At 74.1% G+C, this 12,405-nt stretch carries 9 protein-coding genes; 6 read left to right on the forward strand and 3 right to left on the reverse strand.

Annotated elements, in window-relative coordinates:
- The first annotated feature begins 53 nt into the window (after positions 1-53).
- Positions 54-1,022, forward strand: coding sequence for a GlxA family transcriptional regulator (locus OQ02_RS27535; protein WP_033441539.1), 969 nt, complete (start codon positions 54-56; stop codon positions 1,020-1,022).
- A gap of 14 nt (positions 1,023-1,036) precedes the next feature.
- Positions 1,037-1,663: a DJ-1/PfpI family protein gene (locus OQ02_RS27540; RefSeq protein ID WP_033441476.1), complete on the forward strand. Its 627-nt coding sequence runs from the start codon at positions 1,037-1,039 to the stop codon at positions 1,661-1,663.
- Between the two features lie 284 nt (positions 1,664-1,947).
- Here OQ02_RS27540 and OQ02_RS27545 read toward each other — a convergent pair whose 3' ends face one another.
- Complete coding sequence (locus OQ02_RS27545) at positions 1,948-2,886, reverse strand: RNA polymerase subunit sigma-70 (RefSeq protein ID WP_051772871.1); 939 nt, start codon at positions 2,884-2,886, stop codon at positions 1,948-1,950.
- A 163-nt stretch (positions 2,887-3,049) separates the two neighbouring features.
- Here OQ02_RS27545 and OQ02_RS27550 point away from each other — a divergent pair, with 163 nt between their 5' ends.
- From OQ02_RS27550 to OQ02_RS27565, 4 genes are all read left to right on the forward strand, one after another.
- Positions 3,050-4,246 carry an MFS transporter gene (locus OQ02_RS27550; protein ID WP_033441478.1) on the forward strand — a complete coding sequence of 399 codons (1,197 nt, stop codon included), beginning with the start codon at positions 3,050-3,052 and terminating at the stop codon, positions 4,244-4,246.
- Between the two features lie 43 nt (positions 4,247-4,289).
- Entirely contained in the window at positions 4,290-5,465 is a 1,176-nt protein-coding gene (locus tag OQ02_RS27555) for an MFS transporter (protein WP_051772854.1), read from the forward strand.
- A gap of 732 nt (positions 5,466-6,197) precedes the next feature.
- Complete coding sequence (locus OQ02_RS27560; protein ID WP_231500248.1) at positions 6,198-7,436, forward strand: GGDEF domain-containing protein; 1,239 nt, start codon at positions 6,198-6,200, stop codon at positions 7,434-7,436.
- Between the two features lie 109 nt (positions 7,437-7,545).
- Positions 7,546-10,854, forward strand: coding sequence for a tetratricopeptide repeat protein (locus tag OQ02_RS27565; protein WP_033441479.1), 3,309 nt, complete (start codon positions 7,546-7,548; stop codon positions 10,852-10,854).
- On the opposite strand, the gene OQ02_RS27570 is transcribed toward OQ02_RS27565, so the two are convergent.
- Both OQ02_RS27570 and OQ02_RS27575 read right to left on the reverse strand, forming a co-directional pair.
- On the reverse strand, positions 10,832-11,413 hold the full coding sequence (locus OQ02_RS27570; protein WP_033441480.1) for a DUF4865 family protein: 582 nt from the start codon (positions 11,411-11,413) through the stop codon (positions 10,832-10,834). The genes OQ02_RS27565 and OQ02_RS27570 overlap by 23 nt on opposite strands.
- Positions 11,414-11,415: 2 nt before the next feature.
- Positions 11,416-12,387, reverse strand: a complete 972-nt coding sequence (locus OQ02_RS27575) for a P1 family peptidase (RefSeq protein ID WP_033441481.1) — start codon at positions 12,385-12,387, stop codon at positions 11,416-11,418.
- Positions 12,388-12,405: the final 18 nt, after the last annotated feature.

The raw sequence follows: 12,405 nt of genomic DNA on the forward strand, positions 1-12,405 counted from the left end.
TCGAGGGTCGTGGGTCGTTGCCGCCACCGCGGTAGGCGGAGAGGGTGGACGGTGTGGAACGAGAGGTGCTGGTCGTCGGCTATGCGGGGGCGACCATGACCGATATCGCGGGCCCGGTGGACGTGTTCGCCGGCGCCACCTTCGCGCGGGGCGAGCGCGGGGACGGGTACCGGGTGCGGCTGGCGGCGGTCGGCGGCGGGTTCGAGGTGTCCGGTGGGCTGCGGATGGAGGCCGAGGACCTGCGGGACGTGTCCGGAGGGGTGGACACGGTCCTGGTGGTCGGCGGCTTCGGGTTCACCGGTGCGGCTCGTGACGCCGAGCTGCTGAGCCACGTGCGGCGCGTGGCGGACTGCTCGCGGCGGGTCGCGAGCGTGTGCACGGGCGCGTTCGTGCTCGCGGAGGCGGGGCTGCTCGACGGCGTCCGCGCCACCACGCACTGGGCGTACTGCGACCGTCTCGCCGACGACCACCCGTCGGTCCGGGTGGTGCCGGACGCGATCTTCGTGCAGGACGGGCGGGTGGTCACGTCCGCCGGTGTCACCGCGGGCATCGACCTCGCGTTGGCGCTGGTGGAACGCGACCACGACGCCGCGCTGGCCCGGCTGGTCGCGCGCTGGATGGTGGTGTTCCTGCAACGGCCCGGAGGCCAGTCGCAGTTCAGCGTGCGGTCACGGGTGCAGCCGGTGCGGGAACCGGGGCTGCGGGCCGTGCTCGACGCGATCGCCGACGACCCGTCGGCGGGTTGGACGGTCGAGGAGATGGCCCGCCGCGCCGCGATGAGCCCCAGGCACTTCGCGCGGGTGTTCCCGCGCAGGGTCGGCGTGCCGCCCGCCCGGTACGTCGAGCGGGTCCGGGTCGAGGCGGCGGCCGGGTTGTTGGAGTCGGGCGACGAAGGGTTGGACGTCGTCGCCCGACGCACGGGTTTCGGTTCGGCGGAGACGATGCGCCGGGCCTTCTTGCGGGTGCTCGGCGTGACGCCGGGCGGTTACCGCCACAGGTTCCGCACCACCGGTGCGGCATGAGTCGAGGGGGAACCATGGACGTGGCTTTCGTGCTCTACCCGGACATGACGGCGCTGGACCTGATCGGTCCGTACGAGGTGCTGGGGCACCAGCCGGAGGTGACCGCGCACTTCGTGGCCGAGTCACGCGAGCCGGTGCGCACCGACGCCGGGCTGATGATCGTGCCGACGACGACGTTCGCCGAGGTGGACCGGGCCGACGTGATCGTGGTGCCCGGCGCCCGTGGCTGGGCCAAGGTGCTGGCGGACGGCGTGGTCGGGGCGTGGCTGCGCGAGGTGCACCCGACCGCGACCTGGACCACGTCGGTGTGCACCGGGTCGACGCTGCTGGCGCAGGCGGGCATCCTCGACGGCCGTCCGGCGACCACGCACTGGGCGTTGCGCGACGAGCTGGCCGCCCGCGGCGCGGTCGTCAGCACCGAGCGGGTGGTGGTCGACGGGTCCGTGGTCACCGCCGCCGGGGTGTCCGCCGGGATCGACATGGCGCTCACCCTGACCGGTCTGATCTGGGACGACCAGCGGGCCGAGTTCACCCAGCTCTTCCTGGAGTACGACCCCCGGCCGCCCTACGGGAGCGGGTCCCCCGAGACGGCGCCCGCCGAACTCGTCGCCTTCGCCCGCGGCGTGCTCACCGGGAGCTGACCGGGTCACCGCGAGCAGCACGGCGGGCTGCCCGCCGTGCTGTCGCAGGACTTCCAGCGGCAGTCGGACCGGAGCCGGCCCAGCAGGAGTCGGCTCAGCAGGTGCCGGCCCGGCAAGGGTCGGCCCGGCAGGAGTCGGTCCGGCAAGGGCCAGCACCGATCCTCCCGGGAACAGCTCGCCGTCCAGGTCGAGCACGCCGCTGAGGACGATCACCAACGCGTCCCGCCACTCGGCGGGGTCGTAGGGGAGGGAGCCCGCCACCGTGACCACGCGGACGTCGAAGTTCACAGCGTCGCGGGCAGGCCGAAGAGCGGGAACCGGTCCGGGCCGAACGTGATGACCTGGGCGATCACGTCGTCCTCCACGCGCAGCACGTCCAGCGCCACCGGCTTGAAGAACTCCTCGCCGGGCTTGCGGGCGTAGCACGCCAGCGCCGGCTGCCGGTTCGCCCTGGTCTCCACGACCTTCCACTCGCCGAACGCGTCCGGGCCGACCATGACCGACGCCCACGACCCGATCAGCTCGTCCCGGCCGCGGAGCCACTCGGGCTGCGGCGGCATGGTCCACGTGACGTCCTCCCGCAACACGGCGGCCATCCGCTCCAGGTCACAGCTCTCGGTGGCCTCGACCAGCCTCCGCACCACCGCCTTCTCCCGCGGGTTCGGCTCACCCGACCAGTCCGCACGCCGTTCCGGCAGGTGCTTGCGCATGGTGACGCGGGCGCGTTGCAGCGCGCTGTTCACCGCCGGCACCGTCTCCTGCAGCAACGCCGCCGTCTCGCTCGCCGGCCAGCCCAGCACGTCCCGCAGCACCAGCACCGCCCGCTGCCTCGCCGGCAGGTGCTGCACCGCGGCCAGGAACGCCAGCTCGATCGTCTCCCGCGCCACCACCTCCACGTCCGGCTCGGCGTCCAGCAGCGAATCGGGGAACGGCTGGAGCCACGGCACGTCCGCCGCCGGCATGTCGTCGGTCGTGGCCCGCGGAGGACGGCGGTTGATCACGTCGAGGCACGCGTTCGTGGCGATCCGGTACAGCCAGGCCCGGAACGACGACCGCCCCTCGAACGTGTCCCGCGCCCGCCACGCCTTGAGGAAGGTCTCCTGCACGAGGTCTTCGGCCTCGTCGAACGAGCCGAGCAGCCGGTAGCAGTGCACCCGCAGCTCGTGCCGGTACCGCTCGGCTTCCCGCGTGAAGTCAACCGTCATCGCCGAAACCCCACTCATCGTCACCCTCCGGGCTTGTACGGTGACGTGCCGGTCGCACGTCGCACAACTTGTGACCGGGTCGGCCCCGGAAACTCATCGGTCGCGTCGGGATCGGCTGCGTCGGGATCGGCTGCGTCGGATCTGCCGGCATCGGATCGGCCGGTCGGAGCGGGGGATCAGGGTGGTCGGGGGCACGGGGTTCCGCGCGGTGTTCGCGGTGCCGGAGTTCCGGGTGCTGTGGTCGGCGGCGGTGCTGTCCACCGTCGGGGACCAGCTGGCCCGGGTCGCTTTGTCGGTGCTGGTGTTCCAGCGCACCGGCTCGGCGGCGTGGACCGCGTTGACCTACGCGTTGACGATGCTGCCCGCGCTGGTGTCGGGCGTCCTGCTGACCGGGCTGGCCGACCGGTACCCGAGGCGGACCGTGATGGTGGTCGCGGACGCGGTGCGGGCCGTGCTGCTGGCCGTGATGGCGATCCCGGGCGTGCCGTTGCCGCTGGTCGCGGCGTTGCTGGTGGTCGCGCAGCTCGCGGAGCCGCCGTTCGCCGCCGCGCAGGGCGCGCTGCTGCCGTCCGTGCTGGGCGACCGGTACGAGGCCGGGCAGTCCGTGCACCTGATCACGCACCAGGCGGGGTTGCTGCTGGGGTTCGTCGGCGGCGGCCTGGTGGTGGCGTGGCTGGGGACGTCCGGGGCGCTGTTGGCGGACGGGGTCACGTTCGCGTTGTCGGCGCTGCTGCTGCGGTTCGGCCTGCGGCACCGCCCGGCGCCCGCGTTCGTGCCCGCCGCGCACGTGCGGATCAGGGCCGGCGCGGCGCTGGTGTGGCGGGACAAGCGGCTGCGGATGCTGGTCGGGCTCGGGTGGCTGGCGATGTTCACCGTGGTGCCGGAAGGGCTGGCCGCGCCGTTCTCGGCGGAGGTCGGCGCGGGCGCGGCGGGCGTCGGCCTGCTGCTGGCCGCCGACCCGGCCGGGATGGTGCTGGGCACCGTGCTGCTGAGGTTCCTGCCCACGTCGCTGCGGGTGCGGCTGCTCGGACTGCTGGCGGTGGCCACGGCGCTGCCGCTGGTCGGCTACCTGCTCGCGCCGGACCTCGTCGGCGCGGTGGCGCTGCTCGCGGTGAGCGGCGTGTTCAGCGCCTACCAGGTGACGGCGGGAGCGACGTTCGTGCGCCTGGTGCCGGACGAGCAGCGCGGGCAGGCGTTGGGCTTCGCCCGCAGCGGGCTCGTCGCCGCCCAGGGCATCGGTGTCGCCGCCGGCGGCCTGCTGGCCACCGTGACCGGTTCCGCGGGCGCCGCCATCGCCGTGGCGGGCGTCGCGGGCACGGTCCTGGCACTCGCCGCCACCACCGCCTGGTCCCGCGTCGCACCCGCCGCGGCGAACTGACGCGGTGAACTGACGCGGTGAACTGACGCGGTGAACTGACCAGGTGAACGAACGCGTGCCGGACACCCCGCTGTGGCGCAACGCGTCGTTCGCGCTGCTCTGGGCCGGGCACACGGTGTCGCTCGTCGGGTCGCAGGTGACGGTGATCGCGGTGCCGCTGATCGCCGCGTTCACGCTGGGCGCCGGGCCGTGGGCGATCGGGGTGGTCGCCGCGTGCGGGCGGTTGCCGTACCTGGTGTTCGGGTTGCCGGCCGGGCTGTGGGTGGACCGGTGGCCTCGGCGGGCGGTGGCGGCGGTGTGCGCGATCGGGCAGGCGGTGGCGCTGGGGGCGGTGCCGGTCGCCGCTGCGGTCGGGGTGCTGTCGGTGCCGTTGCTGGCCGCGGTGGCGTTCGTGGCGGGGGCGTTCGCCGTGGTCGGGGACATCGCGGGGTTGGCGCTGGTGCCGATGGTGGTGCCGCGCGGGCAGTTGACCCGGGCGCAGGGCGCGGTGGAGGTCGGTCAGGCCACGGCGCAGATCGCCGGGCCCGCGCTGGGCGGGTGGCTGGTCGGTGTGATCACGGCCGCCGGTGCGCTGCTGGCCGACGCGGCCACGTTCCTCGTCGCGGCGGTGACGCTCGTCCGGCTGCGGCAGGTGGGGGAGCAGCCCCAGGCGACCGGCGGGATGTGGGACGGCGTCCGGGCCGTCTTCGGGCACCACGCCCTGCGGCGGGTCACGCTGTGCACGGCGACGCACGTCTTCTGGTTCAACGCCTTCACCGTCGTCGTCCTGCTGCACCTGGTGTCGGACCGGGGCATGTCGGCGGCGCAGGCCGGGCTGACGCTGTCCGTCGGGGCGGTCGGTGGGCTGGCGGGCGCCCTCGTCGCCGCCCGGCTGGGCGAACGGTGGGGCCGCCGCCGCACGATGGTCGCCGCGATCCTCGTCGCCGGCGGCGGGCAGGCGCTGGTGGTGGTGGAGCCGTTCACGGCGGTCGCGGTGATGTGGTTCGCGCTCCAGGTCTACAACGTGCACCAGGTGCCGGTGCGGTACGAGGCCACGCCGGGCGCGCTGCACGGGCGCGTCAACGCGACCATCCGCACCGTGGTCTGGGGCACGGCGCCCGCCGGGGCGCTGGTGGGCGGGCTGCTCGGTCAGGGCGTCGGTCTCGGCGCGACGCTCGTGCTCAGCGGCGTCGGCGCCGCGACGGCGTGCCTGTGGCTGATCCGGACCCGGGTCGGCTGACCAGGTCGACCCCGCTGGCTGGCTGCGCTGGCTGACCGCGCTGGCTGACCGGGCTGGCTGGCTGTGCTGGCTGACTGCGCCGCCTGATCGGGGCTGGCTGACCGCGCGCCGCCTGTGCTGGCCGACCGGGCTGGCTGACTGCGCTGACTGCGCTGGCTGACTGCGCTGGCCGACCGGGCTGGCTGCCGCGTCGGCTGACCGCGCCGGCCGCGGGAGTCGGGTCTCGCCGCGGCCTGGCCCTCGGGGTTCTCGTCGTGCACCGTTCTTCTCCCGTGCCGGGCATCACCAGATCTTGTCGCGCATGGCGGCGCACCTCCCTCGGCGTGGCTCACGGTCCGCACTTCGTCACCACGGGGGTTCACCAGATCTTGTCGCGCATGCCGGAACACCTCCTTCCGCACGGCTCGCCGTCGGTACTCGGTCTCACCACGGGGGATCACCAGATCTTGTCGCGCATGACCACACCTCCGCCCTTCCCTCGTCCGGATGCCCTGACCAGCGGTTTCACCAGATCTTGTCGCGCACCGCAATCACCTCCAGTGGTTGCCGTCACCCCGGTAGCGGCTGACATCCGCGCAGGTCACCTATACTGTGACCCTCCGTCCGGGCACGATGACAGTCCGGTGTAGACGGCCGTGAGGAACCATGGGCAGAGAGCGTTCGGCGTCGTCGGGCGATCGACGCTGGTCACTATGGTCCCTGCCCCGGCAGGCCTTGGTGTACGTGCTGTCGGTGGATCTTCTCGCCGTGATCGCGATCGCCGCGTCCACCGCGTGGCCCGTGCCGGCCGACTCCTGGACCGTGTTCGCCGTCCTCCTCGGCTGCGCCGCCCTGCACCTGCACTCCTCGCGCTGGATCGAGCGCATCCGCCGCGACCACAGCCACCTGCCACACGTCGACCTGTGCAGCATCTGGATCGTGGCCGGCGCGCTGGTGCTGCCGCCGACCCTCGCCGTCGCCCTCGTCGTGATCATGTACGCGCACCGCTGGTGGGTCGTCGGCCGCTGGGACGCGTCCCGCCCGCCGCACCGGTGCGTGTTCACCACGGCCATGATGGTGCTGGCCACGCTCGCCGCGAGCACCGTGGCGGGCATCACCGGGCTGCGCGAGCACCTGCGCACCGGGCAGCCCGACGGGCCGCTCGACCTGGTCGGACTGGTCGGCGCGGGCACCGCGCAGTGGCTCGTCAACACCGCCCTGGTCGCCGCCGTGATCCTGCTGACGGTCCGGCCCCGCTCGGTGAAGGACGCCATCGGCAGCGGCGCGGACAACCTGCTCGAAGCCGGTCAGCTCGTGATGGGCGGGTTCGTCGCCCTCGCCGTGGCGTGGTGGCCCGGGTTCGCGGTGCCGATGGTCGTCGCGGCCGTCGCCCTGCACCGCACCGTGCTCATCCACCAGCTGGAATTGGCCGCCCGCACCGACACCAAGACAGGACTGCTCAACGCCGAGGCGTGGCACCTCCAGGCCATGCTGGAACTGCAGCGCACCCGTCAGCAGCCGCCCGGCGCGCGGGTCGGCCTGTTCATGATCGACGTCGACCACTTCAAGGACATCAACGACACGCACGGCCACCAGACCGGCGACCTGGTGCTCAGGCGCATCGCGGCGGCGCTGGAGTGCGCGGTCCGGCGCGGTGACGCGGTGGGCCGGTTCGGCGGCGAGGAGTTCGCCGTGCTGCTGCCCGGCGTGGAGCACGAGGAGGCGGTGGCGATCGCCGAGCGGATGCGCTCGGAGGTCCACCGGGTCCTCGTGGACGACGGCAACGGCGGGACGGTCGCCGGTCTGACGGTCAGCATCGGCATCGCGGTGTGGCCCGAGGTCGACGAGGACACCGTGGAAGGCCTGCTCGCGGCGGCCGACGCGGCGCTGTACGACGCCAAGCGGCTCGGCCGCGACCAGGTGCAGTCCGCGGGCAGGCACCGCCGCTCACCGTGGACCCCGGCGGCCCGGTCGGAACGGCCCGGCGTGTAACAACCGCGCATCCCCGCCGGATCTCCTACAGGTCAGGCCGTCGGTGGCGTAGTTTCTGGCCCGCCACCACCGACACGGTGGACCATCCGGTTGCAAGGGTCGTGAGACTGTGGACCTCGGTGCCCCGCACGGAGTTCGATTCCGCTTCGAGGCGGGGTTGCTGCGTGCCGTCCTGCTCGACGTGCACCGCAAACCGCCGGTCGACGCGGTCGAGGAGCTGACCGCCGAGGCGGGAGCCCGCGACCTGTTCGTCGACGAGACCCGCGACGGGCACGTGCGCGCGTCGCTGCGGCAGCGGTTCGACCTGCCCGCGCCCGCCCGCTGGCGGCTCGCCGTCGACGCGCCCGCCACCCGGACCGGCGACGGGGTGTCGTTCGCCCTGCCCGGCTCGGTGACGCTGGTGGTGTCCGGCTCGGTGCCGTGCGAGGTGGAGGACGGCGGCGTGTCCGTGGAGCTGCCCGAGGGCGTGTCGGAGCTGGACGTCACGGTGACCAGCGAGCCGGTGTTCGACGTCGGTGACACGGTCGTGGTGTGCCGCCCGGACCAGGTGCGGGAGGCCGCGGTCGTGGTGTCGTGCCTGCCGGCGGACCGGGTCACCCCCGTCGTCACGCTCCGGGCGGGGGACGCCTCGTCGCACCGGCACGACGAGCTGGTCACCGACCTCCTCGACGCGATGGGCGTGCGGCGGGTGGTGTTCCTCGCCGAACCCGACCTCGAACCCGACCTCGGACCCAACGTCGCCGGACCCGACGGCGCCGTCTCCGAGCTGTTCCCCGACCTGCCCGAACGCCTGCACCTGACCTGCGACGACCCCGTCGGCCTGACCGGCAAGGCGTGGGAGCTGCTGCGCGGCGGCGGCGAGCCGGAACGCACCCTCGACGTCGCGCCGGACGCGGACTTCGTCGCCGCGCTGTTCACCGCCCTGCGCACCGGGGCGGCGCTGCGCGTGGACGACGACGCCCCGCCCGTGCCGTTCGCCGAGCACAACCCGGCCGACGGCGACGAGGCCGTCCTGGTCGAGCGCACCGGCGAGGCGGACGACCTGGTGGCCGCCGTCTACGCGCACCACCGCGGCGCCCGGCTGGTCGTCACGCCGAAGCCGGACCTGGCCGAGGTGCGCACGGTGGTGGCCGAGGAGCAGGACCGGGTCACCGCGGCGGCGGGCGCGATCGGGGACGCGGTCAAGGGCATCGGGTTCGTGGAGGCCCTGTGGCGGTACCTGTCCTCCGGCGGCCACGACCCGTACGCGGCGGTCGAGGCCGTGGTGACCGCGCAGGTGCCCGCCGAGGCGGTCGAGGCCGTCGGCGACCGGGCGCTGACGGCGTTCACCACCGGTCTGCCCTACCCGTTCGTGCACACCGAGACCGTGAACTGGGCGCGCAAGCCGATCGGGCACGTCGTGGCGGACCCGACGCTGGTCGTGCTCACCGAACTGCACCGCGCGGGCGTGGCGCGGGAGCCCGGCGCGTTCAGCCTGGTGCTCGACTCCGGCACGTTCCTGGAGGTCCCGGAGAGCACCGCGTCGCTGGGCCACCACACCCACCCGATCGTGCTGACCGACGCGTCACCCGACGACCTGCGTGACCTGGTCGCCGACCTGCCGGTCGAAGTGGTGTTCTTCAACGTCCACGACGCCGACGACGCCATCGTGCTGGGCGGGCGGGGGCTGCCGGACGGGGACGTCCCGGTGACCCTGCGGAACCGGCCGATCGTGTTCAACAACTCCTGCCGGTCCTGGACGGACCTGGGCCGCGAGTTCGTGCGGGCCGGCGCGCGCGGCTACATCGGCACGCTGTGGACCATCCCGGCGAACCTGGCCGCCGGGTTCGCCCGAACCGTCGTGCGGCGGCTCACCGCCGAGGAGACGCCCGCCGCGCGCGCCATCGTCAACACCGGCACGCCCGGCGGCATCGAACGGTCCTACCTGTACGCGGGCACCGTGAACGGCAGGCTGGACGAGTGGCGCGACCGGTCCACCACCCACGCGGAGGCGGCGCTCACCGGCTGCGAGCTGCTGGCCGCCGCCGCGCGCCGCCGCACCGGCCCGCTGTCCTCCGTGCTGCACCGGGAGATCTCGGCGCTGCGCCGGATCGCCGAGACGGGTGACGCGACCGACACCCCGTCGTTCGCCGGCGTGCTGCTGGCCGAGCTGGCGCTGGAGGACGACGACTGGGTCGCCGCCGACCTGGTCGAGCGGATCGACGCCCTGCTGCCCGGACTCGGCCTGCCGGACAACGAGGTGGAACCCCTCTGGGCGACCAGGTTCGCGCTCACCGCGTCCCGGTCCGAGCGCCGCGGGGAATACCCGGCGGCGTTGGCGGACTTCGAACGGTGTGTGGGCCTGGGCGACGCGTGCCGCGACCGAGCGGACGTCCTGCTGCGGATGGCGAGGCTGCTGATGCGAGAAGGCAGAACGGACGAGGCCGGCCAGGCGGCTCGGCTGGCGCACGACGAGCACCGCGCCCGCGGGGACAGACCCGGGCTGCTGGACTCGATCACCGTGCTCGACGAGCTGGGCGAAGCGGACACCGGGACCGCCCTCCGCTACGCCATCGAGGGCCACGATCTTGCCGAGGAACTGGGTGATCGCGTCCGGCAGGCGGCGTTCGCGCTCCTCGAGTGCGACCGGTACCGCGAGCACGGCGACCTGGCCGGCGCGATCGACGCCGGATCACGTGCGGTGGAGCTGTTCCGCGAGCTGGGCGACGACCGGCAGGAGCTGGCCGCGTTGCGCCGGCTCGGCGAGTGCCACCGCGTCCGGGGCGACCTGGAGACCGCGCAGCACTACGCCACCGTCGGCCTGGCCCGCGCGGAGCAGGTGGGTGCGGCGGCCGAGGTGGCGTCGTTCCACGACGACCTGGGCGGCGTGCTCAGCGCGCGCGGCGAGCACGCCACGGCGTTGGGGCACTACCGGCACGCGGTGGAGAAGCTGGTCGCGACCGGCGCCTGGGAGCGCGGCGCGGAACTGCTGCCGCACCTCGCCGTCGGCGCGGTCCGCGCGGCCGACCCGGAGGCGCTGTGGACGGCCGCCCTGTGCGGTGGCCTGATCTGCGAGGTCGCGCCGCGCGAGGTGTGGGCGTCGGTGCTGCCGCTGGTGGTGGACTCGATGAAGCGGGCGATCGAGACCGGGCCGCTGGAGCTCACCGAACGCGGCATGACCGACTTCGCCAGCGCGGTGACCGCCGGCAAGCGCGAGGACATGCCGTTCCAGGTGGGTCTGCTCGCCGACGTGGTGGTCGTGCTGCTGGCGTGGCTGATGGACCGCGCCGACTCGGGCATCCTCGGGTTCGCCCGCGAAGTGGACCGCACCAGCGGCGGCGTGCTCGACCTCGTCGGCTACACGGCCGTGCCGTACGGCGAACGCGCCCGCAACCCCGGGGTGGGCCGGTCGCGGCCTACCAGTGCCGGCCCGCGGTGAGGTCGTCCAGCTCGGGCCGCGACAGGTGCGGCACGCGGTAGCGCACCTCGTCCTCGGGTGCGGCCTCCGGCGTGCTCCACACCGTGAAGTGCAGCAGCTCCCAGTGCCTCGGGTCGATCGCCAGCGCGGTGGCGTGCACCTCGGGGTGGTCCTTGCGCCGCTCCAGGTCGGCCAACGCCCGGTCGATCGCCTCGGCGGGGTCGGCGTCGGCGGGGAGGTGCCAGGTGCGCTTGGAGGCGGCGGTGGCCGTGGCGGCGGCGCCCCGCTCGAACGCCAGACCCGCCCAGTGCTGCACCACCGGCCGACCGAAGTCCCCGCTCAGGCCGCGGAAGCCCGGCCCCCACAGGAAGCTGTTCATGCCCTCGGCGGTGCGCCAGAGGTAGAACGGGGCGTACTGGTTCACCGGCGAACCGTCGACCCCGCGTTCCCGCACGCAGTACGCCTTGAGACCCAGCCCCGGGAAGGCGTCCAACGCCGAGCCGCGGGTGGCGACCCTGGTGCGGATGACGTCCATGTCGTAGTCGGCGGGCAGGGTGATCTCGTACTGCATCGCGTGCATGGTCAGGTCCTCAGGTACGTGGCTGCGGTGCGTGGGTACAGCTCGCGGTAGGCCGCCAGGTGGCCCCACGGCGTGGTGACGGACTCGGCGCGGAGCAGGCCGTGCACCAGCGCCCGCGCGAACACTTCCCGTGCCGCCGCGAGCACTTGGTCCGGGTCGGCGGCGAGCGCGCCTGCATCGGGGGTGCCTGCGTCGTGTGTGCCGGTCGAGGCGGCGAAGACCGTGTCGCCGTCGGTGAGGCCGTGCGCCGGGCGGACGGCGAGCGCCAGGCCGTCCTGAGCGGCGGTGGCCAGGCCGAACAGGTGCGGCAGGCGGGCGTTCGTCGCCACCACGCCGATGACCGTGTTGAACGGCTGGGCGTGGCCGGCGATCCGGGCGGCTTCGAGGTCGTCCCCCTGGTAGGCGGGGAACTCGCCCGGCCCGCCGAGGTGGGTGGCGAACGGCAGGCCGGTGTCGACGTCGACGGAGGGGCCGACCGCGTTCAGGGCCGCGATCGCGCCGACGACCACGCCGCCGGGCAGCGTGGTGCTCGCCGTGCCCAGCCCGCCTTTCAGCGTGGCGTTCAGCGCGCCCATGCCCGCGCCGACGTTGCCCTGCGCGACCTCGACGCCCGCGTTCCGCACCGCCTCCGCGCCCTCGTCCGGCCCGGGGAAGGCGTGGAAGTCACCGCCGCGGCCGAGGTCGAACAGCGCGGCGGCGGGCACGAACGACCCCAGCTCCCGAGCGGCACCGTCCGCCGCCGCCAGCCCGTAGGCGCTGCCACCGGTCAGCACGATGCCGCGCACCTCACGGCCGCCGTAGCGGGCGTCCAGCGCGGCCGTGTCCCGCGTCGCCGGAGCACCACCGCGAACGTCCACAGTGGACAGCGTGCCGGGCGGGAAGAGCACGGCCGTGGTGCCGGTCAACGCACCGCCACCGATCCGCGTGGCGTGCCCGACCAGCACACCTGCCACATCGGTGATCGAGTTCCGCACGCCGCCGATGGTACTGGC

It is taken from the genome of Saccharothrix sp. NRRL B-16314, assembly GCF_000716595.1.
GTDB lineage: Bacteria > Actinomycetota > Actinomycetes > Mycobacteriales > Pseudonocardiaceae > Actinosynnema.

Coding starts and splice junctions, on each gene's coding strand:
- OQ02_RS27540 (WP_033441476.1), top strand. CDS start 1,037: ATGGACGTGGCTTTCGTGCTCTACCCGGACATGACGGCGCTGGACCTG.
- OQ02_RS27545 (WP_051772871.1), bottom strand. CDS start 2,886: ATGAGTGGGGTTTCGGCGATGACGGTTGACTTCACGCGGGAAGCCGAG.
- OQ02_RS27570 (WP_033441480.1), bottom strand. CDS start 11,413: ATGCACGCGATGCAGTACGAGATCACCCTGCCCGCCGACTACGACATG.